Source organism: Flavivirga aquimarina (genome assembly GCF_030540835.1).
Classification (GTDB): Bacteria; Bacteroidota; Bacteroidia; order Flavobacteriales; family Flavobacteriaceae; genus Flavivirga; species Flavivirga aquimarina.
Genome location: NZ_JAUOEK010000041.1, coordinates 14,962 through 38,054, shown reverse-complemented (window position 1 = coordinate 38,054; position 23,093 = coordinate 14,962). Strand labels below are relative to the sequence as shown.

Here is a 23,093-nt window from a genome sequence, read left to right as displayed (position 1 = left end):
TCCTGCTTTTGCAGGAATGAAATAATATAAAAATGCACATAGATCAACTTCGCGAATACTGTTTAAACAAAAAAGGCGCAACAGAAGATTTTCCTTTTGATGAAGAAACTCTGGTTTTTAAAGTATTAGGTAAGATGTTTGCTCTGGTCTCATTAAAACGATGGGAAAGCGGTGAAGCAGCTGTTAATTTAAAAGCAGATTCCGATTATTCAGAAGAACTTCGAGCAACGTATAACAGCATTCGTCCAGGTTATCATATGAGTAAAAAACATTGGAACACGTTGTATATTCATGAAGGCGAATTACAACCCAAATTAGTGTTTCATCTTATAGATCATTCTTACGATATGGTTGTAAAAGGGATGACTAAAAAGATGAGGGATAGCTTATTAGGTAAGCATTAAACACGCTAAATATTAGATGTGTGTGTTTTTTGTTGTATATTTAGATACTCTCAATCTCCATAATATTTTTTTCAATAGTACATAAATAGGTTGCCCAAAACCTTTTATAGTCCCATAATCTTAAAGTTGTATTGACTAATTCAAATATATTAACTTTAAATTGTAACAGATTATGAAAACAACCAACCGAATTTTTGCAACAGTATTAGTAATGCTACTGTTATTAAGCCCTATTACACTTTTTGCACAAGAAGAAACACCAAAACGACCTGAGTTTGTCGCCGTAACCACCATGCATTGGAATATGGATATGGAAGATTTTGATATGGATACATGGAAGGCCATTGAAAAAGAATTTTTAGACAAAGTAACTATGAAAAATGAATTTATCATGGGTACATCTGTTTATATGCACTTATTTACAGCAGATAATACAGAATTGATGTATGTACAAACATTTGCTTCGTGGGAAGACATGGGGAAATTTGCCGATAGAAATGCAGAATTAATTAAAGAAGCATGGCCGGAAGAAGCAGACAGAGAAGCCTTTATGAAAAAACGTATGGCATACTATTCTAATGAACATTCCGACGAAATTTATGCTGCAATGCCTGGCGCTAAGTTAATGGCTGAAAAACCAACGAAAGATATGGTAACTTACGTTAGAAAAAATCATTTTTCATTTCCAGAAGATGGGACAGAAGAAGAATTTATGGCATTAAAAAAAGAAGGGTTTGATGCTATTATTAGTAAAAATGAATTTATAAAAGCATACTATCCGAATGCTCATGCCTGGGGATCTGATAGAACAGAATATGTAGAAGCGTTTTTCTTAGACTCTATGGGAGATTTAGATAAAATGTATGATAGAAACTCTGAACTTATAAAAGAAGCTTTTCCCGATGAAGAAGTCAGAAAGGCTAAAGGTAAAGCATGGAATAACTATTTTACTGGTGTACATGGAGATTATTTATACACATGGGTACATGAGCTTTCTAAATAGTATTTGAGTAAAGTTTATGAGACTGTCTGAAAAGTAAAAATAGATGTCATTTTGAGTGCTGCCGAAATTATATAATTCTTCATTAATACTAATTTCGATAATTTCAACCTGATATAGTAAATTGCTATGCTGTTCGGACAGTTTCTTTTTGTTTATCAATAAACCTAAACTTGTAAAACCTTTTATTAAAACGTATCATTGCAAAAAAATAAAGTAAAGCATGAGCGTATTACAAACATTACAGGAAAGAAGCGGTAATATCTGCGAATTATGTACGGCTAGCAATGACTTAAAACAATATACCATTCCTCCGTCATTAAACGAAAATGTGGCTAACGATGTATTAGTTTGTAAAACTTGTTTAGACCAAATAGAAGGAGATGTAGATATGGACGTAAATCACTGGAGGTGTTTAAACGATAGTATGTGGAGTGAACATGTTGCAGTACAGATTATGGCTTGGAGAATGTTGCAAAGATTACGAAATGAAGGATGGCCAAAAGATTTGTTAGACATGATGTATTTAAGCGATGAAGCTTTAGCTTTGGCACGTGCTACGGGCGAACATGAAGATGCAGCTAACAAAATAATTCACAGAGATGTCAATGGGGTGATTTTATCATCTGGAGATTCTGTAGTTTTAGTAAAAGATTTAAAAGTAAAAGGCTCCAGTATGGTAGCCAAACAAGGTACTGCTGTTAGAAATATTCGCTTAGACCGTGAAAATGCAGAATATATAGAAGGCAAAGTAGGCGCACAACAAATCGTGATTATTACTAAATACGTAAAGAAATTATAATAATCGGATTACGTTAAGTCTAAATTTTCAATATCCAAACGCATATTAATCATGTGTTTTTTAAATCCTGCTTTTTCATAGGCATTAATTGCAGGGATATTATCATTATAAACATCCAACCTAATCTCAAAAACATGCCTCGCTTTACACCACTTTAATAGAGCATCAACAATCATTTTATTTAAATGTTTTCCCCTATGGGTTTTAGACACAAACATAAAACCTAAGTAACCATGATTCGTATGCTTTAAATAATGTCTGTCCGGTTTAATTTTAGCATATCCAGAAGCCACTATATTACCATTAATTTCTGCAACAAATACCTCAGAATCTTGGTCTGTTATTAACGCATTGATATCATAGTAATGAATACTCCCTTCTTTTATTGTAGGATCAAAAGGGCGTTCAGCAACAATAACACCCTGTTCAAATTCTAATAAAACAGGTAAATCATCAATCGTTGCTTTTCTAACTATTGCAGACATAATTTAGCTCGAGGTATCGGCAATAATTTTCCAATGACCATCAATTTTTTTGAAAATAATCATAAAAATACCATCAGCATTTCCAACCTCACGTTTTAAATGGTATTCACCCAAAACATAATAAGCACCTTCAGTTATTTTAGTAATAGCATTTATTCTAAAATTTAATTTTCCAGTATGATCTGCAGTAGGATAAGCCTTTTGGTATCTTTCCAAAGTGTTTTCCCAACCATGAGTAACTCCATTGCTACCGTAAAATTTAAGTGAATCGCTTTTCCAATAACCTTCCATGAATTTTTCAATATTGTTATCAGACCATGCGAGGCGTTGTTTTTTTAATACTTTAAGAATCGCTTTTTTATCTTGTTCTTCAGAAGTTTGAGAATAACTATTAAAAACAGATACTAAGCAAAATAATAATATTAACTTTTTCATTGTCGATTAATTAATAACATTTAATTAGAAGTAAAAATAACGAAATCTTGATATTAATTAGGTTACTTGTCGATGAAATTGACATTGAATTTTTTTTTATCCAGAGTTGAAATCGATTGATCGAAAAAATAGTATTATAACTTGTTGTTTCTATACTTTTATTACATAATTAATTGATTAATCTTCCCTCAGATCTGTCATTTAACAATTAAAATAATATGATTATGGATTTAAAAATTTCAAACTGTAATAATTTTTTTAAAATTAAAGGTATTCTAAACAGAAATAGTTTAGAGGCATTTCAAAATGAATTCCAAAACATTTTCGAAAAAGTTAATAATCTAACCATTAGTATTGAAGATATAGAAAGTATGGATCGTTATGGTGTTAATGCTTTCGTGGCACTTCATAATGAAGCCATTCAAAAAAATAAAAACTTATCAATTATAGGTATAGGGTGCAAAGACTTATACAACCATTTTAAAGCGGAAAACGCTGCATAGCATAGAGAATTAGAAGGCGTTTTTTTGATGTTTTAAAAAGGCATCAGCTTGAAGTTGCATGAGTTCTCTCACTTTTTTGCGCTTATAAGTATATAATTCGTCTTCATTTTCTATGTCACCATAAATACGATCATTAATAGCATAGTCTGTTCTCAATAGAGCTTCTCTCTGGTTTTTATTTTGAAGCAGGTTCGTTTTTACTGCTGTTTCCTGGTCTTCTAACTTAAAGTCGTAGGTGCCCTTAGGAGATAACAGTTTTGCAAAAATGGGAGATGTTTCAATTGCTAAAAACAATAAAAATATAAAAAAGGAAGGTAACCAAGGTAATTTGCTTAAAGCATTTACACGAGCCATTAAACCATCAAAATTATTAATGATGGGTTGCGTTTTTAAAATTTGAGTTTCATAATCATCTTTAATTGTCGCTATTTGAGTTTCAATAGCGGCAATTTTAGTTTTATTTTCTGCTTTCAGTACTTGCAATTCGGCTAATAGAGCGTCATGTTTATCACGTTTTTCTTTATATACAGGGCCTTTGCCTAATAATTTTGTGCCAGCAGTCCCTTCGGCTTCGGCAATGTAGGTGTCGTATAGTGCATTTACTTCAGCTTCTTTAGTATTTATGTCGTTTTGTAAGCCAGTTATGTCATTTTGAAGTGTAGTAATATCTGGTGTAAATTGTTGAGCGACTTGTTCTTTATTAGCAAGTGTTAGTTCATTTTTTTGTTCTAATAGTACCTGATTAATTTCTTTTTCAAAAATCTTTAATTCTAACGGTTTAGAAATAACAATAGCAATAATAACAGCCAATATTATTCTGGGGGATGCTTGTATAAGTTCGTCTGTTAGTTGTCCTGTTTTTTTAATGGTAGAAACAATATATCTGTCTAAATTAAAGATGAGCAAGCCCCAAATAAACCCAAATGCAATGGCCATAAAGATATTATCGAAAACAGTATAAAGGGCATAAGAAGCAGCTATAAAAGCCATAACCGCAGTAAAAAATACAGTAGCACCAATACCTGCATATTTATTTTGTTCGCCTTTAGAGCAATGCTCTAAAATATCGGTATCTGCACCCGAGCAAATAATAAAGAATTGCTTTAGCATAATATGATTGTTTTTTGATTGATCTTTCAACTTACCAGTCTGTGTGTTCGACAGGAACCTGATATATGTTGACTATTAGAACGCTAAAGCGGGTGATTTGTTACATGAATTTCACAAAAAAAGTTCTCATAGCTTTCAAAAATCTAATGAGAACTTAATTTCATACCTTAAATTAAGGTTTACTCGGTTTAGTTTTAATTGTTACTACATTAGTATTAATATCACTTTTGTATTTGACAGATATATCTAAATTTTTATCCTTTTTGGCTATTTCTATAGCTTTTTCTGAAGTTATTTCTTTGTCGTTATAATAAAAAATAGCTCCTTTTTTAGACATACTAATAATATGACCTAATACTGATTCTTGAGGTGGAGGTGGAGGAGGCAATACAGGGGACTCTTTTTCTTGTTCAGAAAGTTCCTTGTAAGCTTTATAAAGTTCCATGACTTTTTCGTATTGTATTTTTAAGTCGCTAAGATTTCCTGTTTTGTTCTTAAAATATGCTTGCATAGCTGTTCCATAAGCATCACCCTCTGTCGAGTATTCTTTCCACGCTTTTAATAACTTTTCTGAAGAGCTTTTAAACTTTGTTAATGGTTCGGTGGTTGGAGGAGGCGGAGGTGGTATTTCAAAGCCTTCTTTAACTTTTGGTGCTTCAGGTGCAGGAGGAAAAGGCTCTCCATTTATTTTTATCTTTTTATTTATTCGTAAAAGATTATAATCTCTTAGAATATTGTTTAAGTTTTCTAAGGCACTATCTCCATCTGGTGAATTATAAATGATTATCGGAACCAATCCTTTTTTTTCTTTTCGTGATAGCGTATTTAGGAATTTAACGATGCATGTCTCAGCATTATCTAAAAGACACATTTTGTCGTTTATTAAAACAGTTTTGTTGTCGATTATTTTAATGATTAACTCGCTTTTCGTTGATTTTTCTATGTTTTTATCAGAAATTGTTTTTTGCTTTTTTTCAGTACTTAACCAACCTTCCTTATCTGTAAATTTGACTTTTAATTTGCCATATTCATTTAAAATACTTTTAACTTCTGAAATAGTTTTTTTAGATGTTCCATGACGTATAACTAGTTCAATTTCAGTTGAATTTTTGTTTGTTGCTTGTGTATATTCTTTAATGATTTTTTTTAAGTCATATGATTTAACCCATTTACCGTATGCAGCAATTTGATCATCATTATCTAAATAAAAGATAAATCTATAAGTATTTTTGATACTTTCTTTATGTTTTATTTTATCCTGGTTTTGAGATGATTTCTTAGATTGAAAGTTTAATCGATTGCTAACTATTTTTGTTCTAGACTTAAGAAAATCAATTTGTTCTTCTATTTCAATTTTTTCTTTTTCATTCTTTTCTTTACTTAAAGATTGTACTAGATTTTTCTCTTTTTCTCTTAAATAATTTAGTAGACTTTTTAAGTTTTCGTTTTCACTATAAGTTGTGTTTTTAGGAATAGAAACACCTTCCAATATTTCTCCTGTTTCAGTTTTAAAAACTATATAATTAGCAGTTAAATGTGTTCCTTTAAAATAAGGAATTGATCCTTCTTTATTTAATAATAAAGAGTCGGATTTAAATTCAGTAACTTTAAGGTTGGTCTTTTTAATTTCATTTACAATAGCTTTAAAATATTCATCTGTTACATGTCCTTCAACTTCAATGAATAATTCAGGAGTGATTGAATGTTTTTTAATTAATCTGTTTTTTATTTTTGTTATTGCTTCAGACATATTATTGAAAATGACCAAGTCATTTTCAATAAAAACTTCTCTGTCTTTATTAATAAAGATTCTGATTTTATTATTTGTTACATTGGTTTCAATGTTTTCTTTTTCAATAACAACTTTATCGCTAAATCCATAAATTAGAATAGCTAGTAATGGTAAAATAATGAGACTTCGAAGCCATAAGGCAGTTTTTGATGTTTTTGTTTTCATAACTGTAAATCGTTTTTTGATTGATGAATAATTGATGGCATTTACTAATGATGAATCTGAAGCTTCCCGATAGCTATCTGGAGATGAGAAAGCTAATAACGTTTTTTGGTAAATAGATGAATCGATACCATGTTTTATTACGGCTTGGTCTGCTAAAAACTCATGGTTTAATTTGATGTCCTTTTTAATAAAATAGAGTAGCGGATTAAACCAGAAAAGTATTTGAAGGACTTCTATAAACAAAAGATCCAGAGCATGCATTTGTTTGGCATGTGTTTGTTCGTGGAATAAAACCTCATTAGGAATAAGGTTGTTTTCAAATTTTGTTTTATTCAGGAAAATGTAATTAAAAAAGGTATGTGGTGTTATTAAATCGGTTATTAAAACGTTAATAAAATACTGATTTTTATATTTAGGATTGTCTTTTATCTTTTTAAACAATTGATGCAAATTTTTGAAAAATCTAATTGAAAACAATATGGCACCTAAAGCATAAATACTCCATAAAATAGCTGGTAAATAATTTTTAGGTTCGGTAATATCTGTGATCTCCAGATTTGAGTAATTTTGAGATTCTATACCTAAAGCAAAATTTACGGGCTCAGCTTCAATATACTCGGTAAATGTTATAAATGGAATAGCTATTGAAATTAAAGTAGAAGCAATTAAATAGAAACGTTTAAAAGTATGCGCACTCGTTTTTTCTAAACAAAGTTTATAAAACAACATGAAAACAGCTAAGCAAGTACTAGATTTTAAAATAAGTAAAAGCATGGTTATTTATTTTTTATCTCGTTATCAATTAACGCCTTTAAATGTTCTAATTCTTCTTTTGAAAGATTCGTTTCAGTGGTGAAAAACGATGCAAATTGAGAGGCACTGTTGTTAAAAAAGTTTTTAATAAGGCCATTTACATGTTTAGAAAAGTAATCCTTCTTTTTAACCAACGGGTAGTATTCTCTGGATTTTCCGTATAAATTATAAGCAATAAAACCTTTTCCAGTCATACGCTTTAAAAGGGTTGCTACTGTTGTTGTCGCTGGTTTTGGCTCCGGATATGCATCCAGTAAATCTTTCATAAAAGCTTTTTCCAGCTTCCATAAATAATTCATTAAATCTTCTTCGGTTTTTGATAGTTGCATACTCTACAAGTTTAGAATTAACTCTACAAATGTAGAATAAATATTTCAATTCTACAAACGTAGAGTTAATTGAATTATGCTTTTCTAGAACGAATACTTTCAATTATCACTGTAGAAAGGATGATAAGTCCTCCAAAAAAGGTATTCCAAGTAGGGATCTCTTTTAAAAATATAAAAGCAATAATAATCCCTAAAATAGGTTGCACACTACCTATAATACTGGCAGTACTTACCGTAAAATGTTTTAAACTATTAACAAGCATGGTATGCCCAATGGCTGTAGTAAGAATAGCTAAAATAATAATATATGGATATTGTGTTTTAATTCCCGATGTTTCCATAAAAAATAAAACAGGAGCTAATATAATAGTAATAATAAACAGTTGGTAAAACATTACCGAGGAGGCATTATAGTGCAATACCAGTTTTTTCGATATAATATTACGCAAAGCATAACATAAGGCAGAAAATAACCCAAACAGGATACCTTTTAGATGTGTGTTTTCCATGTTAAATTCCGGAACCAAAATATACATTCCAAAGAGTACCATAACACCAAGTAATATATATATGGGGTCGAATTTTATTTTTATAAATAGAGGTTCTAAGAAGGCTGTAATTATAGGGAATGTAAAAAGAGAGAGCATACCAATAGCTACGTTTGAGAGTTTTAAAGCATAAAAGTAGGTAACCCAATGAGCAGCCATAAATACAGCACTTGTTATTACTGGAATAGCATCTTTTTTTGATTTAATTTTTAGGCCTATTTTTTTATATCTACAAAGCGCATACAATACAATCATTGCTAAAACAGAACGCCACCAAATGATAACAGGTGTAGGCATGTCTATAAATTTGCCTAAGGCGCCGGAAGTACTAATAAACAAGGTTGCTAATAATAGAAATACAAGGTTATTAGTGTGGTTGTTAGACATACTATATTATGTGTTAGAGATTGTTGTCTTAAGGTTGTACACTTAGAATAAATGTATTCTTTTATTTTTTGCGAAGGTAACTATGATTATTTAGATAACTCAGTAAAATATTTATAGAATAAAGGAATGGTTTCAATGCCTTTTAAATAATTAAAAACTCCGAAATGCTCGTTAGGTGAATGAATGGCATCACTATCTAAACCAAAGCCCATAAGTATGGTTTTACTTTTTAGTTCTTGCTCAAAAAGAGATACAATAGGAATACTACCACCACTGCGTTGTGGGATAGGAGTTTTTCCAAAAGTATCTAGGTATGCTTTACTTGCTGCTTGATAACCAATGCTATTTACAGGAGTTACATAACCTTGACCTCCATGATGAGGTGTTACCTTTACAGTAACACTTTTAGGTGCAATACTTTCAAAATGCTTTGTAAATAATTGAGTAATGTTTTCCCAGTCTTGATTTGGCACCAAGCGCATAGAGATTTTTGCATATGCTTTGCTTGCAATAACTGTTTTAGCACCTTCTCCGGTGTAACCTCCCCAAATACCATTAACATCTAAGGTAGGGCGGATGGAGTTACGTTCGTTGGTGGTAAATCCGGTTTCACCATAAACATCATTTATATCTAAGGCTTTTTTATAATGGTCTAAACTAAAAGGAGCTTTTGCCATTTCAGCACGTTCTTCTTTAGATAATTCTTCTACTTTATCATAAAAACCGGGAATGGTAATGTGGTTATTTTTGTCGTGAAGCGATGCAATCATTTTGGTTAAAACGTTTATAGGGTTAGCTACAGCACCACCATACAACCCGGAATGTAAATCGCGGTTAGGTCCAGTAATTTCTACTTCTACATAGCTTAATCCACGCAATCCGGTTGTAATTGAAGGCACGTCATTCGCTATCATACCAGTATCAGAAATAAGAATAACGTCGTTTTTAAGTTTTTCCTGATTGTTTTTTACAAAAGTTGCCAAATTAGCACTTCCAATTTCTTCTTCCCCTTCAATCATAAACTTTACATTACACGGAAGTTGGTTTGTAGAGGTCATAAACTCCATAGCCTTTACATGCATATACATTTGTCCTTTGTCATCACATGCACCACGTGCAAAAATAGCACCGTTGGGATGCAATTCGGTGTTTTTAATGACGGGTTCAAAAGGAGGAGAATCCCAAAGATCTAAAGGGTCTGGTGGCTGCACATCGTAATGACCGTAAACCAATACAGTTGGCAGATTTTCATCAATAATCTTTTCGCCATAAACAATAGGGTAGCCATCTGTTTTACAAATTTCAACACTATCACATCCAGCATTTTCTAAACTAATCTTAATAGCTTCGGCAGTTTTTAAAACCTCATTTCTATAAGCAGAATCTGCACTAATAGAGGGTAATTTAAGGAGCTCGATTAACTCATTTAGAAATCGATTTTTGTTCTCTTTTATATAGGATTGAATGTTATTCATAAAGTGATTGTATAGTTCATTCAAAAATATAAAAAAAGAATGTTTTTAATGGTTATTACTTATTTTATAATTAATTTGGAATATCGAGTTTGCAATTTAAAAATCTTGTTTATATTTGCATCCCGATAATAATCGGAACTAGCGGGCGTGGTGGAATTGGTAGACACGCTAGACTTAGGATCTAGTGCCGCGAGGTGTGGGAGTTCGAGTCTCCCCGCCCGCACGATACATAAAAACGTTTCTCTTGTATAGAGAAACGTTTTTTTATACCCTTCTTTTATCGTTAGAAGAAGCGAGTTACAAAAAATTGCAACCCACTTTTTATCAAATTACTAAGCCAGTCCAAACTCTTTTACATAGTCTTCGGCATTATAATAAACTTTAATGTTTTGAATTTTCCCATCTATAATTTCATACCACTCAGACATATCTAATTTTATAATATTGCCTTTTGGTGTAGCTACATCCATTACAGTTTGAGTAATTACAAAATTGCCGACCTCAACGACTTGTTTCATATCATTACCTCTAACTAAAGGCATAAAATCTTCGTTTAATTTAGCAAAGGCTTCTAATCCTGTTACTTGATCGACAGGGCCTGTAAATACTATATTGTCTGCGACTACAGATTTCCATGAATTGGTGCCAGACATTAGTCCTTGTCCAAAGGCTTGAAATACTTCCATTGGTTTTTTTGTCATAATTTTATTGCTTTTAAATTGTTAACTTCTAGTTAGACAATTTAGCGAAGCATTTCGGACGGAAATTTGACTTTTTTATAATTTACAACCTGAGACAATGGCATCAGTATTTTCCCCTAATACATTTTTCTCTTTACCTTCCTCAACCCAGTTTTCATTATTTTCAAGCATGTAGGTATTCAATATAGAGTTCTTCGCATTTAGGGGGGGTATCCCTTGCACTAATTCTAATCTTAAATCAAACAAATAATCAGAATTTTGCTGATCTCTTTCTTTTACTAATTTTAACTCTTGGGCTTTAACATGAGCATCTTGTTTAGGGTTTAAAACCCCTTTTAAAGTAGTGCATTGATGACAGATTCCTTTTTTATTAACGAAAGCACATCGGTTATCAAAAATACGAATCATATTTTTTCGAGCATCAGCTAATGAATGCTTTACAATACCTTCTGTAAAGCTAGTAATTTCAATAATTTCAGATATTTTAAAGTGATATACCTCTTTTAATAATATACATACTTGTTGCTTTAAAAGTAGGGTCTTATTAATGCAATTAAAACAATATGCAATATGTTCTTTTATTTCATATTCCCGTTCGGGTGTTGTTTCAAAAACCACTCGCATTTTATCCATTAATTCAGGAGATTTAGAATGTAAGCTTGCCCCGTAATCTTGAGAATTTTCTAACCAGCGTTTTTTGCCTTTCAATTGATTTTTAGCAGAATTTAAAGCAATACTAAAAACCCAAGTTTTAAGTGAGGATTTGCCTTGAAATTTCTTAATATTATCTAAACCCTTAATATAGGTATCGTGTACTATATCTTCTGTGTCCTGGCGATTAGTAAGCAACCTAAAAACGAAGGAAGATAATTCGTTTTTAAACCCTATAAATTCAGATTCATATTGTTGTTTTGTCATGCAGTATTGATTTAATCGAAGTTTTAATTGCTATTATGTTTAGCAGTAATTTTTAGCATCGAAGCTTCTTACAGAAGCAATAATTTCTTTAAGAAACCCATCCCTGTCTGTTTTAACTCTTTTAATTATTTCATTCATCATATCGGCTTTTTGATTTGGAATAATTAGAGAGTCATCAAAATTAAAACCCCAAACGAGCATTTCTAATAAAATAGGAATGAGTCCAATCCCGTTTTCGGTAAGAGTATATATTTTTCTGGTTTTTTGAAGTTCATATTTTTTGCTCACTAAAAAACCGTTAGACTCTAATATTTTTAATCTGTCCGATAAAATATTAGTTGCTATACCTTCACCTCCCTCTAGAAATTCATTATAAAAACGAAATCCTCTAAACACAATATCTCTTATTATTAGCAATGTCCATTTATCCCCTAGAATATCCAACGCCCTACTTATGGGACATTCAGACCTTTTTTCATTTTTTTTCATAAAACACTTGTTTTTTGCAAGTGAATGCTTATATTTGCATCACTTGCTTTTTACAAGTAACAAATATAACTAAAAGAATTATGAGAAACTCAATAGAAGTTGTAGAAGGCTTTTTTAAAGCGATAAATACAGGAGATTTTAATTTAGCAAAAAGTTATATGGCAGATACACATGAGTACAACGGGCCTATGTTTTCAACAAACAATCCCGATGCATATTTTGAAAAGTTAATGGCTTTTGATATGGAATTTGCTGTAGAAACTCAAGATATGATAGTAGCCGAAGACGCAGTAACTCACTTGGCAACATTAAAAGTTTTAGGCGCCCAAGTATCTATACCCACTTGTGAGGTTTTTAAAATTAAAGAAGGAAAAATTGTAGCGCAGTCATTTTATTTTGATACTGCATTGTTTCCTCAGAGTTAACAATTTATAAGAATAAAAAACTACTTTTTAGAGATCTTTTTGAATTCTTTTAAAAGTATAGAACTCATTTTTTCTTGCAAAGGTTTTCCTCCGTCAACTAGTTCTTTGACATGCATTTTATCTTTATCGTTTACTTGTCTATGTTTAACACTCCAATGGGCAATTTCAATCATAACAGGCATTAAATCAATACCCATTTTAGTAAGAGTGTACACGTTTTTTTGTTTGTGATATGGATCTTTACTTTTAATAATAATATCTAATTCTTCCAATTTATTTAATCGGTCTGTTAAGATGTTACTTGCAATTTTCTCATCCGATTCACGCATTTCATTGAAATAACGCTTGCCAGCAAACATAATATCTCTAATAATTAATAAAGTCCATTTATCTCCAAAGACTTCTAAGGCTTGATTTAAAGGACATTGAGATTTAGATTCTTTCATTTTTATAGTTTTGTTTTAAAACTAGTTGTATTTTAAAATTGGTTTTATATATTTGTGTAGTTGTTTTTTACAACTGGTCAAAGATACTAATAAAACATTGTTTAATGATAAAGAGTATGTAGTTAAACTATGAAATTGTATAGATAGAACCTATAAACTTTATATGAAATCAAATAAAAATGAATAATCAAAAAGAAGAAAAAAATTATACTAAAGAAATCATAACTAGTGCAAGTGCTGTAGATGTGTTTTCTGCTTTGTCTAAAGAAATAAATTTATGGTGGGGAGAAGTTGATAAACCTGTATCTAAAATAGGAGACATTTTTACTATAAGTTTTGGAGAGGCCAGTTGGACTTTTAGAATCATAGAGTATGTTCCTAATTCAAAAATCACTTGGGAATGTATTGGAGGTAAGCCAGAGTTTAACGCAGAATGGATTGGAGATATTTTGTATTGGAATATTGAAACGTTTAAGAATACCACAAAGGTTAATTTTTTGCAAGTTGGGCTTACACCTAACATGAATTGCTATGATATATGTGCACCCACTTGGGATAAGTTTATTATGATAAGCTTAAAAAGTTTTGTTGAGACTGGCAAAGTAGCATCTTTTTAATAAATGATTAATGCCTCTTATAAAATAATGAATATGAAAAATCATAAACCAATAGATAGATTAATAGAACAGTACGAGCTTCATAATATGTTGTTTAAAAATGCCATTGAAGGCATAAAAGATGAAGATGCGAAAGTTAGAATAAATGAAAAAACCAATCACATGCTATGGTTGGCAGGTAATTTAGCTTCAACCCGGTATGATTTAGCTAAAAACTTAGGTGTTACTGTTGAGAATACATATGCCGAATTTTATGAAAACCATAAAAGTTATCAAGAAGGCATGGCATATCCTAACTTGGAAAAATTACTAAAAAATTGGAACACCATTTCTCCTGTTTTAAAAGAAAAATTAGAATCTCTATCTGATGCAGCACTTTTTAAGGAGCCAGATTTTAAGACGCCTCCAATGTTTAACCAGACGCTATTACGCTATATTCTTTTCTTAATAGACAGAGAATCTTATGTAATTGGTCAGCTAGCTTTTATAAGAAAAGCCTTGAGCTATGAAGCAATGAAATACAATTAAAACAAAAAAACGCCAATTTTTCGTCCGAAATGCGCACTGGAATTGTCTAAAACACATTAGCGAATAAAAAATTAACGAATCATCAAAAAAATGGAAACAAAAAAAATGAGTAAATCTGAAACTTTTTTTAACAAGGCTTTAAAATACCCATGGTTTATTATTTTACTGTCCCTACTAATTATTGTTGGTTTAGGTAGCCAATTGCCTAAAATGGAGATAGATACTACTATTGAAGCTTTTATTCCACCTAGTCATCATTCGCTAAAAAATAGAGAAGAAGTTCGAGAACTATTTGGTCTATCAGATCCTATTGTCATTGCTGTTGTAAATGAAAGTAAAGAGGGGGTATATACTCCTGAAATGTTAAACTATATTAAAAAACTTAGTGATGAAGTACAATTAATTGAGGGAGTAGACCCCGATAAAATTACAAGTTTATCTACCGAGAATAATATTTACGGAACAGAAGAAGGAATGGTCGTAGATCCTTTTATCGAAGAAATAATAAAAACGAATGCAGAAGCAAATACTATTCGTAATGGTGTATTGGGGTATCCACTTTATGCAGGTAATTTAGCCAGTGAAGATGGTACAACTTCGTTAATAGTGGTCGAACTTTTAGATAAAATCAAATATGGTAAACAAGCATATAAGGATATTAAAAAGCTAGCAGAAACATTGTTAGCCAAAGAGGTCACAGTATCTACAGCTAATGTACATGTTGCAGGAGAAGGCGGGGTGGTATCGCACCAGGCAGAATATATTGATGGCGATGCTAAAAAAATGACACCACTAGCATTTTTAGTAATTCTAATAGTATTGGTAATTGCTTACAGAACATTTAGAGGGTTATATCTTACGGTTTTTGTAATTCTAGGAGCTGTAGTTTCTACAATGGGTATTATGGCTGGACTCGGAGTACCAATGTACCTAACCTCAAATGTTATTCCTGTAATATTAATAGCCATAAGTGTTGCAGATGCCATTCATATACTTGGTGCTTACTATGAATTTTTAGCAGAACATCCCGAGAAAACATCTCGAGAGATTGTATTAATGACCATGAAAGATATGTGGCGTCCGGTTACTTTTACTAGTTTAACTAATGTTGCTGGATTTATGGCTTTAAGCATAACGACCACCATTCCACCATTAAAAATGGTGGGTATCTTTTCATCTATAGGTGTATTGATGGCGATGTTATTATCCCTTTTATTAGTACCCGCAATCTTGATTTTGTTAAAACCAAAATTGAGTAAAGCTTATCAAAAAAGTAAGGATAGCAAGGAAGTTAAAACTGATTTCTTTGGAAAGTTAGTCTTTAAAATGGGGACAATTATAACCTCTAACCCTAAGAAAATTTTATATACTACTCTAGCTATATTGTTAATTGGTGTTTTTGGAGCTACCAAAGTTTATGTAGATGAAGCCAGTATCGATAATTTTAGTGAAAAGACCGATATCTATAAAGCAGATAAATTGATAAATACTAAAATGAATGGCGCCAATACATTTGATGTCATGGTTTCTGCCAATGAAACAGAAGGATTGTTTGATGCTAAAAAGCTTAAAAAGATTGAAGCTTTACAAGAGTATATTGAGAGCCTACCCTTTGTAGGTAGTACAACGTCTATTGTCGATATTATCAAACAAATGAATAAGTCTCTTAACGAAAACAAACAAGGAGCATATAAAATTCCTGAAAATAATGATATTATTCCACAGCTGTTTCTTTTGTATAGCGCAAGTGGCGATCCTGCAGATCTTGAAAAATTTATAGACTACGATTATCAACATGCCAATATTAGTGTGACACTAAAAGATGGTAAATATAGCAGCGTTAAACAAATAATAGAACCACTTAAAGCTCACATTGCATCAAAATTTAAAACGAGTGATGTAAAAGTAAAAATAGCTGGTTGGATGAATATATTTTACTACTGGTTAGATGGCATAGCATTTAGTAATTATCTGGGGTTATTCATTGCACTAATAGCCGTCTGGTTATTAACCTCGATTAGCTTTAAGTCTATTGTTGCCGGGTTATATGCAGTTACTCCAGTGTTTATGGCCATCTTAATATTCTATGCCGTAATGGGCTTTGCAGGAATAACTTTAAACACAGCTACTTCTATCTTTGGAGCCATAGCCATAGGAGTTTCTGTCGATTTTGCTATTCACATTATTCAGCATATTAAATATGCCGTCAATCATAGACATTTATCTATCGATAATGCTGTTTTAGACATGTATCCTTCTACAGGAAGAGCCCTTCTATTTAACGTGTTTGCTGTGTGTTTAGGTTTCGGAATTAACATGACCAGTAGTTTACCGCCATTTGTAACTTTTGGAGCATTAATAACAACCTGTGTTGCGACTAGTTTTTTAGCCAGTCTTTCCATTATACCAGCGTTAATAAAAGTATTCAGACCTAAATTTTTAAAAGAAGGAGCCCTTCTATAATAACAGATTTTAAAATAATAAACATGAAAAAAGTACAATATATAACCCTTTTTATCGCATTATTTATTGCGAGTATTGCCATCGGGCAATCGCTTCCTAGTGGAGAAGATATTTTGAGAAATGTAAACGAGCGTAATGAAGGCGAACATCAAATACAGGATCTTAAAATGACCTTGATTAACAAAAAAGGTAAAACACAGATAAGAGATATTAAGAGTTATCGTAAAGATTATGACAACCAAAGAAAATCCATTTTGATATTTACAACCCCATCAAACGTAAGAAACACAGCATTCATGTCTTATGATTATAATGATGAAACTAAAGATGATGACCAATGGTTGTATTTGCCTGCTCTTAGAAAAACAAGAAGAATATCTGCAGCCAATCGTGGCGATTATTTCTTAGGAACAGATTTCACTTATGAGGATATAAAGCTTGGTACTAAAATGAGCGCTTCAGATTATAATTATAAAACGATCAAGGAAGAAACCATTGATGGGCATCCTTGTATTTTGGTTGAAGCGATACCTAAAACAAATAAAATTGCAAGAGAACTTGGATATAGTAAAGTACATCAATGGGTAGATAGAGGGGTTTGGATGGTAAGACAAACCAAATATTGGGACATAGCAGGAAACGACTTAAAAACAACGTATGTAAAGGACATTAAAAAAGTACAAGGGATTTGGACATTTCAAGCGTTGGAAGCAACAAACCATAAAAACAACCATAAAACAAATATGATTTTCGGTAATAGTGATTATAATACAGCTATAGACGATGAACTGTTTTCTGAAGAATCTTTAGTAAGAGGTGTTAATTAATCAAATATATGAAGGTTTCATATTTAACTACCGTTCTGTTTTTTTTAATGCTCGGCCTTATTGTAAATGCTCAAAACGATTCAGTAGTTCCTAAAAAGTCATATATTTCGAATACTCAATTTACTATGTTAATAGATGCCAGAACATCTATTGAATTTAAGCCATCCGATATTCAAAAAGCAGAGTTTTTTATACGGCCAGAATTGGATATGCCTTTAACAAAAAATTTTAGATTAAAAGTAATAGGTCGTTTATATGCAGAGATACTTGATAATCTTGAACCCAACAAACCTGCACAAGATGCGGTATCTGAGTTTTCAAAAAGAGCAATAATTGGTGACCGATTAGAAGCAGAATTACGTGAGTTTTATTTCGATTGGAAAATAAGAAAACATTATTTAACCGTTGGAAAACAACAAATTGTTTGGGGAAAATCGGACGGATTAAAAATTTTGGATATCGTAAACCCCACAAATTTTAGAGAATTTTTATTAGATGATTTTGACAATTCTCGGATTCCGTTATGGTCCTTAAAAGCCGATTTAAAGTTATCAAAAATAAAAGCACAATTAATTTGGATACCAGATTTAACCTATCACGATTTTCCAGCTCAAAATGGTACATTTTTTCCAGTAGCATTATTTTCTAATGCACCACAAGGAGTCTCAGTTATAAATAACCGATTAAAAAAACCTAAAAAAATAATAAAAGATGCCGATTATGGGATACGTTTATCAGCTTTTTTAAAAGGCTGGGATGTTACTATAAATTATTTATATCAATATGATAATTTTCCTGTTGTTAAAACAATTACAGATAATGTAAACAATAACATAACGATAAGTCCCATATTTAAACGATATCATTTATTTGGTGGCACATTTAGTAATGCATTTGGTAGTTATACGCTACGTGGCGAATTAGGCTATTCTAAGGGTAAATATTTTTCATCAAGTAATAGTAATGTTTCAGAAGGCATCTTTAAAAGCGACCAGATAATTGGTGTTCTTGGTGTTGACTACTCAGGAATTAGTAATTCTACATTGAGCATTCAACTTTTTGAAGATTATATATACGATAACCAAAATACTGTCGGGAGAGAAAGTTCAGAAACCAACATGTCATTTTTAATTGATAGACGGTTTGCAAATGAAACCTTGACAGCTTCCATAATTTGTGTTCAGAACCTAAATAGAGGAGATGGATTTGTAAGACCCAAGTTAGATTATTTGGTTTTAAATAATCTAACAGCTTTTTTGGGTGCCGATTTATTTTATGGCGATAAAAGTGGGCCTTTTGGACAGTTTAAATCTCTAAATAGAATTAGTTTAGGATTACAACTAGGAATTTAAAAAACATAAATACGTATTATTCAGTCAACCAGATTAAGGCGTTAAGCACTAATTGTTGAAAGTACTTATTGGTTGCTGCACCTACACTATGCCCCAATGAGGTATAAAACACTTTACCCTTTCCATAAGTTCTAGTCCAGGCAATAGGCGTTTTTACACCTTCATGCTCAGCTTCAATTAATACCGTATTACCTTCAACTTGTCCATGATAAAAATACATTTCGTCATAAATTGTAAAGTCCCCGATATTTTCTACTATTGGATGACTGGGTTTTATGATTTTAACAGGAAATGTATGTATAGGAGGGTGTTTCGAAAAATCGGCACCAATTAAGGCGTTATATAAGACTTTGTGTTTTTCGTCTTTTTTTAATGCAGCAGTCGCTGAATGTAAACCCAAAATAGGTTTTCCTTCTTCGACGGCTTTAGAAAAACCAGTAAATTGATCATTAGTCATGCTTGCGGGCATACCATTCATTATAATAACATCATAGCTGTCTAGTGATCTTGTAAATACATTAAAGTCTTCAGAATACGTTATGTGGTAATCATGTCTAACTTCTAAAAATCTACGTAAAACGGCTGCAACCCCTAAGTGGTCATGCCAGCTTCCACCTGCCACATATAAAATATGAGTTTTCCCTTCTGGGTTCCTGTCTCTATAGTCATAATAGCGATTCTGGGCTTTCAGTGACATAACTATTGTAAATAGTATGCCGAAAAGGATTAAACTTTTTTTAAAGCTTTTCATTATAGTTTTTTTAGTTGAATATCTTTAAATCGAATTAATAATTCATTTTTTCCATGCACTTGGAGTGCTATTTTTCCAGACATTCCAACATGTTGTTTTATATGAATGTCATCATCTAATATGCCTTTTCCATCAAAATCTGTAACGACTGTGCCGTTAAGTATCGATTTTATGTGTGTGCCTTTGCAAATAATATGAAGTTCGTTCCATGAAGGATTATCATCTGAATAATAAAATGTTGATTTATTATTGGCTTGTTCGGGTTTGAGTGCAGGACTTGGCATACTTGGGTATATCCACCTGTTATATCCGTCAGATTCATCATAAAGCAATCCTGTTCTAAAAGGAGCCGGAGGGTGTATGTCAAATTGAGGACCGTCAATATCACCACCTTCGTAATACCTGCTTCTTACTTGTAATCCGCTATTTCCAGGACTATTACGATAGGCTTGGAATTTTATTTTTAATTCAAAATCGGTTAGCTCTTCTTCATAAAATAACCATACAGCAGCATGATCTTTGTCACCCATTGTATTACAGGTAATAGAGCCATTTTCGACGCTCCAGTAGTTTTTTTCCAGATCAGATGGTAAGCCATAGACTTTCCAACCCTCTAATGTTTTACCATCAAAAATTGAAACAAAATGGTTTTGAGAGAAAAGAGCCGTGCTAAAAAAAAGTGTCAAGACAATGGCACAAGATTTAAAAGTTTTAATGTGAATCATAATTTCTATTCATTACTATTTATTCAATATAATTTAGGGTTTTAACAAGTGCCTAATATTTAGTGTACCGTTAAAGATACGTAACCAAATCCCGAAGTTATAAAAAAATGTGTTTTGTTTTTGATCGATTTGATTATTGTATTACAATTTATTTGAGATAAATGTATCTATCGCATTTCGTTTTAGAAAAAATGTAGACTGGAAGGTTACATCCCAAAAGCAAAAGTTAATTGTAAAAAGATAAGGCAGGATACTATAATTTTTAGTAGGATAAAACATCACAATATAGAATATTATCTAATTGTTAACTTAATTAAGTTGCTTTCATACATATAATTAGCAAAGCCATTTGTGAATACGTAAATGTTTAACAGGAGTTATTAAAATATTTAAATTTTAATAACTCCTAACAAGTTAAAGATTATATATTTGCAAAAAATATTTTCAACTTAATTGGAAAGCATTTTTTTAGGGTAAAATTCTCGCTATTAGACTTGATTTATTCCAGAAAGATTTATGTGCAAAAACACTAAAAATTAGTAAGAGGTAATTAAATATTTAAAGATGAATAAAAAAATTGATCAGCAAGCTGCAGATAATATAAGAGCATTGGCAGTAGCAATGGTAGAAAAGGCGAATTCAGGGCATCCGGGAGGACCAATGGGTGGTGCAGATTTCATGCACATCTTATACTCAGAATTCTTTAATTACGACCCGTCAGATATGACTTGGCCTTTTAGAGATCGTTTTTTTATGGATGCAGGTCATTTATCTACCTTAATGTATGCACAATATTATCTTTTAGGAAACTATGCAAAAGAGGATGTAGCAAATTTTAGACAATGGGGTTCTATAACGCCTGGGCATCCAGAAGTAGATCCAGCTAGAGGTATAGAAAATACATCTGGTCCATTAGGGCAAGGTCACACTATGGGAGTAGGAGCTGCAATTGCTGCAAAGTTTTTGCAAGCAAGATTTGGAGATTGGATGAATCATAAAGTATATGGTTTTATTTCAGACGGAGGTATTCAAGAAGAAATCTCGCAAGGAGCAGGTAGAATTGCTGGGCATTTAGGCTTGAGTAATTTTATTATGTTTTTCGACTCTAACGATATACAATTATCAACATCAACAGATGAGGTAACGAGCGAAGATACTGCCATGAAATATAAAGCATGGGGATGGAATGTCGTTACTATTGACGGCCATAACCATGACGAAATTCGACAAGCATTAACCGATGCCAATAACGAAACTGAAAAACCAACTTTAATAATAGGAAAAACTATTATGGGTAAAGGTTGTGTTGCAGCAGACGGAAGTATGTTTGAAGGATATTGTGAATTACACGGACAACCTATAGGTAACACAGGAGCAGATTATGCAAAAACGTTACTAAACTTAGGAGCAGATCTTGAAAATCCATTTGATATTTATGGAGATGTTAGCGAATTTTACAAAAACCTAATAGCAGATAAAACAGCAAAAGCAGCAGAGAAAAAAGCTGAAATAGCGGCTTGGAAACAAGCAAATGAAGCTTTAGGCGAAAAATTAGATTTCTTCTTGTCTGGAGAATTACCAGAATTAAATTTTGAATCTATCGAACACAAACCAGGTATAGCTACCAGAGCAGCATCTTCAAACGTATTGGGTTATTTAGCCGAAAATGTTGAGAATATGATTGTGTCTTCTGCAGATTTATCTAATAGTGATAAAACAGATGGATTCTTAAAAAAATCATCAGCATTACAAAAAGGAGATTTTAGCGGATCGTTTTTACAAGCAGGTGTTGCAGAATTAACAATGGCTTGTATTGCTAATGGTATTGCTTTGCATGGAGGTGTTATTCCAGTAGTGGCAACATTCTTTGTATTTTCAGATTATATGAAGCCTGCCATTCGTTTAAGTGGGATTCAAGAATTAGGTGTAAAATATGTATGGACACATGATGCCTTTAGAGTAGGAGAAGATGGACCAACACATCAACCTGTTGAGCAAGAAGCTCAAATACGTTTATTAGAAAAACTTAAAAACCATAGCGGTAAACCAAGTTTCTTAGCATTACGTCCTGCAGATTCTACCGAAACTGCAGTCGCTTGGAAAATGGCTTTAGAAAATAAAAATACCCCTTCCGGATTAATTTTATCCAGACAAGGTATTAAAGATTTAGCTGCACAAGGAGATTCCAGATATAGTGAAGCCTTAGGTGCAGAAAAAGGAGGCTATTTAGTAAAAGAAGTAGCAAATCCAGATGTGGTTTTAATTGCTAACGGATCAGAAGTTTCTACGCTAGTTGCTGCTGCCGAAATTTTAGAATCTCAAGAAGGATTAAAAGTAAACATAGCTTCAATTATTTCAGAAGGTGTATTCAGGTTACAATCTAAGGATTATCAAAATAGTGTGATTCCTAAAAATAAACCGTTATTTGGTTTAACAGCAGGATTACCAGTAAACCTAGAAGGGTTAGTTGGTGAAAACGGTCATGTTTTTGGATTAGAGCATTTTGGTTATTCAGCACCAGCAAATGTACTAGATGATAAATTTGGGTTCACTGGAGAAAAAGTAAGTAAACAAGTATTGGAATATTTAAAAACAGTATAATA

The 23,093-nt window shown here is 32.0% G+C and carries 24 protein-coding genes and 1 tRNA gene; 12 read left to right on the top strand and 13 right to left on the bottom strand.

Going from position 1 to position 23,093, the window contains the following annotated elements; all coding sequences use genetic code 11:
* Window positions 1-32: 32 nt before the first annotated feature.
* The 3 genes from Q4Q35_RS02005 to Q4Q35_RS01995 all read left to right on the top strand — a co-directional run bounded on the left by Q4Q35_RS02005 (window position 33) and on the right by Q4Q35_RS01995 (window position 2,206).
* Window positions 33-404 carry an MmcQ/YjbR family DNA-binding protein gene (locus Q4Q35_RS02005; RefSeq protein WP_303276247.1) on the top strand — a complete coding sequence of 124 codons (372 nt, stop codon included), beginning with the start codon at window positions 33-35 and terminating at the stop codon, window positions 402-404.
* A gap of 172 nt (window positions 405-576) precedes the next feature.
* Window positions 577-1,407: a hypothetical protein gene (locus Q4Q35_RS02000; RefSeq protein WP_303276246.1), complete on the top strand. Its 831-nt coding sequence runs from the start codon at window positions 577-579 to the stop codon at window positions 1,405-1,407.
* Window positions 1,408-1,627: 220 nt separating this feature from the next.
* Complete coding sequence (locus Q4Q35_RS01995; RefSeq protein ID WP_303276245.1) at window positions 1,628-2,206, top strand: PhnA domain-containing protein; 579 nt, start codon at window positions 1,628-1,630, stop codon at window positions 2,204-2,206.
* 8 nt (window positions 2,207-2,214) lie between these two features.
* Here Q4Q35_RS01995 and Q4Q35_RS01990 read toward each other — a convergent pair whose 3' ends face one another.
* Window positions 2,215-2,691 (bottom strand): GNAT family N-acetyltransferase, encoded by a 477-nt coding sequence (locus Q4Q35_RS01990; protein WP_303276244.1) that lies wholly within the window; start codon window positions 2,689-2,691, stop codon window positions 2,215-2,217.
* A 3-nt stretch (window positions 2,692-2,694) separates the two neighbouring features.
* Entirely contained in the window at window positions 2,695-3,126 is a 432-nt protein-coding gene (locus tag Q4Q35_RS01985) for a YybH family protein (protein ID WP_303276243.1), read from the bottom strand.
* Window positions 3,127-3,350: 224 nt separating this feature from the next.
* On the opposite strand from Q4Q35_RS01985, the gene Q4Q35_RS01980 reads away from it, so the two are divergent.
* Window positions 3,351-3,629, top strand: a complete 279-nt coding sequence (locus tag Q4Q35_RS01980) for a hypothetical protein (protein ID WP_303276242.1) — start codon at window positions 3,351-3,353, stop codon at window positions 3,627-3,629.
* 9 nt (window positions 3,630-3,638) lie between these two features.
* Here Q4Q35_RS01980 and Q4Q35_RS01975 read toward each other — a convergent pair whose 3' ends face one another.
* The 5 genes from Q4Q35_RS01975 to Q4Q35_RS01955 form a co-directional block, all read right to left on the bottom strand.
* Window positions 3,639-4,739 (bottom strand): DUF4407 domain-containing protein, encoded by a 1,101-nt coding sequence (locus Q4Q35_RS01975; protein WP_303276241.1) that lies wholly within the window; start codon window positions 4,737-4,739, stop codon window positions 3,639-3,641.
* 172 nt (window positions 4,740-4,911) lie between these two features.
* A complete protein-coding gene (locus Q4Q35_RS01970; RefSeq protein ID WP_303276240.1) occupies window positions 4,912-7,470 on the bottom strand; it encodes a M56 family metallopeptidase in 2,559 nt (852 codons plus the stop codon).
* A gap of 2 nt (window positions 7,471-7,472) precedes the next feature.
* A complete protein-coding gene (locus Q4Q35_RS01965; RefSeq protein ID WP_303276239.1) occupies window positions 7,473-7,838 on the bottom strand; it encodes a BlaI/MecI/CopY family transcriptional regulator in 366 nt (121 codons plus the stop codon).
* A 74-nt stretch (window positions 7,839-7,912) separates the two neighbouring features.
* Window positions 7,913-8,773, bottom strand: coding sequence for a DMT family transporter (locus Q4Q35_RS01960; protein ID WP_303276238.1), 861 nt, complete (start codon window positions 8,771-8,773; stop codon window positions 7,913-7,915).
* 86 nt (window positions 8,774-8,859) lie between these two features.
* A complete protein-coding gene (locus tag Q4Q35_RS01955) occupies window positions 8,860-10,248 on the bottom strand; it encodes a dipeptidase (protein WP_303276237.1) in 1,389 nt (462 codons plus the stop codon).
* Window positions 10,249-10,389: 141 nt separating this feature from the next.
* Between Q4Q35_RS01955 and Q4Q35_RS01950 the strand changes: the two genes are divergently transcribed.
* Window positions 10,390-10,471: transfer RNA gene (locus Q4Q35_RS01950), tRNA-Leu, on the top strand.
* Between the two features lie 109 nt (window positions 10,472-10,580).
* On the opposite strand, the gene Q4Q35_RS01945 is transcribed toward Q4Q35_RS01950, so the two are convergent.
* From Q4Q35_RS01945 to Q4Q35_RS01935, 3 genes are all read right to left on the bottom strand, one after another.
* Window positions 10,581-10,949 carry a nuclear transport factor 2 family protein gene (locus tag Q4Q35_RS01945; RefSeq protein ID WP_303276236.1) on the bottom strand — a complete coding sequence of 123 codons (369 nt, stop codon included), beginning with the start codon at window positions 10,947-10,949 and terminating at the stop codon, window positions 10,581-10,583.
* Between the two features lie 75 nt (window positions 10,950-11,024).
* Window positions 11,025-11,867 (bottom strand): RNA polymerase sigma factor, encoded by an 843-nt coding sequence (locus tag Q4Q35_RS01940; RefSeq protein WP_303276235.1) that lies wholly within the window; start codon window positions 11,865-11,867, stop codon window positions 11,025-11,027.
* Between the two features lie 39 nt (window positions 11,868-11,906).
* Complete coding sequence (locus tag Q4Q35_RS01935) at window positions 11,907-12,356, bottom strand: winged helix-turn-helix transcriptional regulator (RefSeq protein ID WP_303276234.1); 450 nt, start codon at window positions 12,354-12,356, stop codon at window positions 11,907-11,909.
* 80 nt (window positions 12,357-12,436) lie between these two features.
* Between Q4Q35_RS01935 and Q4Q35_RS01930 the strand changes: the two genes are divergently transcribed.
* Window positions 12,437-12,781 (top strand): nuclear transport factor 2 family protein, encoded by a 345-nt coding sequence (locus Q4Q35_RS01930; protein ID WP_303276233.1) that lies wholly within the window; start codon window positions 12,437-12,439, stop codon window positions 12,779-12,781.
* Between the two features lie 20 nt (window positions 12,782-12,801).
* On the opposite strand, the gene Q4Q35_RS01925 is transcribed toward Q4Q35_RS01930, so the two are convergent.
* The gene (locus Q4Q35_RS01925; RefSeq protein WP_303276232.1) at window positions 12,802-13,227 is read right to left on the bottom strand and encodes a winged helix-turn-helix transcriptional regulator; all 426 of its coding nucleotides are present in this window, start codon (window positions 13,225-13,227) and stop codon (window positions 12,802-12,804) included.
* Window positions 13,228-13,406: 179 nt separating this feature from the next.
* Here Q4Q35_RS01925 and Q4Q35_RS01920 point away from each other — a divergent pair, with 179 nt between their 5' ends.
* The 5 genes from Q4Q35_RS01920 (at window position 13,407) to Q4Q35_RS01900 (ending at window position 19,014) form a co-directional block, all read left to right on the top strand.
* Window positions 13,407-13,844, top strand: a complete 438-nt coding sequence (locus tag Q4Q35_RS01920) for a hypothetical protein (protein WP_303276231.1) — start codon at window positions 13,407-13,409, stop codon at window positions 13,842-13,844.
* A gap of 33 nt (window positions 13,845-13,877) precedes the next feature.
* Entirely contained in the window at window positions 13,878-14,372 is a 495-nt protein-coding gene (locus Q4Q35_RS01915) for a hypothetical protein (protein ID WP_303276230.1), read from the top strand.
* Between the two features lie 90 nt (window positions 14,373-14,462).
* On the top strand, window positions 14,463-16,835 hold the full coding sequence (locus Q4Q35_RS01910; protein WP_303276229.1) for an efflux RND transporter permease subunit: 2,373 nt from the start codon (window positions 14,463-14,465) through the stop codon (window positions 16,833-16,835).
* A 23-nt stretch (window positions 16,836-16,858) separates the two neighbouring features.
* Window positions 16,859-17,662 (top strand): outer membrane lipoprotein-sorting protein, encoded by an 804-nt coding sequence (locus tag Q4Q35_RS01905; RefSeq protein WP_303276228.1) that lies wholly within the window; start codon window positions 16,859-16,861, stop codon window positions 17,660-17,662.
* Window positions 17,663-17,670: 8 nt separating this feature from the next.
* Window positions 17,671-19,014, top strand: coding sequence for a DUF1302 family protein (locus Q4Q35_RS01900; protein ID WP_303276227.1), 1,344 nt, complete (start codon window positions 17,671-17,673; stop codon window positions 19,012-19,014).
* A 16-nt stretch (window positions 19,015-19,030) separates the two neighbouring features.
* Here the strand turns inward: Q4Q35_RS01900 and Q4Q35_RS01895 are convergent, their stop codons facing one another.
* Window positions 19,031-19,765: a ThuA domain-containing protein gene (locus tag Q4Q35_RS01895; protein ID WP_303276226.1), complete on the bottom strand. Its 735-nt coding sequence runs from the start codon at window positions 19,763-19,765 to the stop codon at window positions 19,031-19,033.
* Window positions 19,765-20,490, bottom strand: a complete 726-nt coding sequence (locus Q4Q35_RS01890) for a 3-keto-disaccharide hydrolase (protein WP_303276225.1) — start codon at window positions 20,488-20,490, stop codon at window positions 19,765-19,767. The genes Q4Q35_RS01895 and Q4Q35_RS01890 overlap by 1 nt, the downstream gene beginning before the upstream one ends.
* 564 nt (window positions 20,491-21,054) lie before the next feature.
* On the opposite strand from Q4Q35_RS01890, the gene Q4Q35_RS01885 reads away from it, so the two are divergent.
* Complete coding sequence (locus tag Q4Q35_RS01885; protein ID WP_303276224.1) at window positions 21,055-23,091, top strand: transketolase family protein; 2,037 nt, start codon at window positions 21,055-21,057, stop codon at window positions 23,089-23,091.
* Window positions 23,092-23,093: the final 2 nt, after the last annotated feature.

Excerpts from the sequence above, each read along its gene's own strand:
- Q4Q35_RS01970 (WP_303276240.1), bottom strand. The coding sequence starts at position 7,470 with ATGCTTTTACTTATTTTAAAATCTAGTACTTGCTTAGCTGTTTTCATG.
- Q4Q35_RS01910 (WP_303276229.1), top strand. The coding sequence starts at position 14,463 with ATGGAAACAAAAAAAATGAGTAAATCTGAAACTTTTTTTAACAAGGCT.
- Q4Q35_RS01890 (WP_303276225.1), bottom strand. The coding sequence starts at position 20,490 with ATGATTCACATTAAAACTTTTAAATCTTGTGCCATTGTCTTGACACTT.
- Q4Q35_RS01980 (WP_303276242.1), top strand. The coding sequence starts at position 3,351 with ATGGATTTAAAAATTTCAAACTGTAATAATTTTTTTAAAATTAAAGGT.
- Q4Q35_RS01985 (WP_303276243.1), bottom strand. The coding sequence starts at position 3,126 with ATGAAAAAGTTAATATTATTATTTTGCTTAGTATCTGTTTTTAATAGT.
- Q4Q35_RS01940 (WP_303276235.1), bottom strand. The coding sequence starts at position 11,867 with ATGACAAAACAACAATATGAATCTGAATTTATAGGGTTTAAAAACGAA.
- Q4Q35_RS01990 (WP_303276244.1), bottom strand. The coding sequence starts at position 2,691 with ATGTCTGCAATAGTTAGAAAAGCAACGATTGATGATTTACCTGTTTTA.
- Q4Q35_RS01885 (WP_303276224.1), top strand. The coding sequence starts at position 21,055 with ATGAATAAAAAAATTGATCAGCAAGCTGCAGATAATATAAGAGCATTG.
- Q4Q35_RS01895 (WP_303276226.1), bottom strand. The coding sequence starts at position 19,765 with ATGAAAAGCTTTAAAAAAAGTTTAATCCTTTTCGGCATACTATTTACA.
- Q4Q35_RS01960 (WP_303276238.1), bottom strand. The coding sequence starts at position 8,773 with ATGTCTAACAACCACACTAATAACCTTGTATTTCTATTATTAGCAACC.
- Q4Q35_RS01925 (WP_303276232.1), bottom strand. The coding sequence starts at position 13,227 with ATGAAAGAATCTAAATCTCAATGTCCTTTAAATCAAGCCTTAGAAGTC.
- Q4Q35_RS01905 (WP_303276228.1), top strand. The coding sequence starts at position 16,859 with ATGAAAAAAGTACAATATATAACCCTTTTTATCGCATTATTTATTGCG.
- Q4Q35_RS01915 (WP_303276230.1), top strand. The coding sequence starts at position 13,878 with ATGAAAAATCATAAACCAATAGATAGATTAATAGAACAGTACGAGCTT.
- Q4Q35_RS01995 (WP_303276245.1), top strand. The coding sequence starts at position 1,628 with ATGAGCGTATTACAAACATTACAGGAAAGAAGCGGTAATATCTGCGAA.
- Q4Q35_RS01935 (WP_303276234.1), bottom strand. The coding sequence starts at position 12,356 with ATGAAAAAAAATGAAAAAAGGTCTGAATGTCCCATAAGTAGGGCGTTG.
- Q4Q35_RS02005 (WP_303276247.1), top strand. The coding sequence starts at position 33 with ATGCACATAGATCAACTTCGCGAATACTGTTTAAACAAAAAAGGCGCA.
- Q4Q35_RS01920 (WP_303276231.1), top strand. The coding sequence starts at position 13,407 with ATGAATAATCAAAAAGAAGAAAAAAATTATACTAAAGAAATCATAACT.
- Q4Q35_RS01965 (WP_303276239.1), bottom strand. The coding sequence starts at position 7,838 with ATGCAACTATCAAAAACCGAAGAAGATTTAATGAATTATTTATGGAAG.
- Q4Q35_RS01945 (WP_303276236.1), bottom strand. The coding sequence starts at position 10,949 with ATGACAAAAAAACCAATGGAAGTATTTCAAGCCTTTGGACAAGGACTA.
- Q4Q35_RS01930 (WP_303276233.1), top strand. The coding sequence starts at position 12,437 with ATGAGAAACTCAATAGAAGTTGTAGAAGGCTTTTTTAAAGCGATAAAT.
- Q4Q35_RS02000 (WP_303276246.1), top strand. The coding sequence starts at position 577 with ATGAAAACAACCAACCGAATTTTTGCAACAGTATTAGTAATGCTACTG.
- Q4Q35_RS01955 (WP_303276237.1), bottom strand. The coding sequence starts at position 10,248 with ATGAATAACATTCAATCCTATATAAAAGAGAACAAAAATCGATTTCTA.
- Q4Q35_RS01900 (WP_303276227.1), top strand. The coding sequence starts at position 17,671 with ATGAAGGTTTCATATTTAACTACCGTTCTGTTTTTTTTAATGCTCGGC.
- Q4Q35_RS01975 (WP_303276241.1), bottom strand. The coding sequence starts at position 4,739 with ATGCTAAAGCAATTCTTTATTATTTGCTCGGGTGCAGATACCGATATT.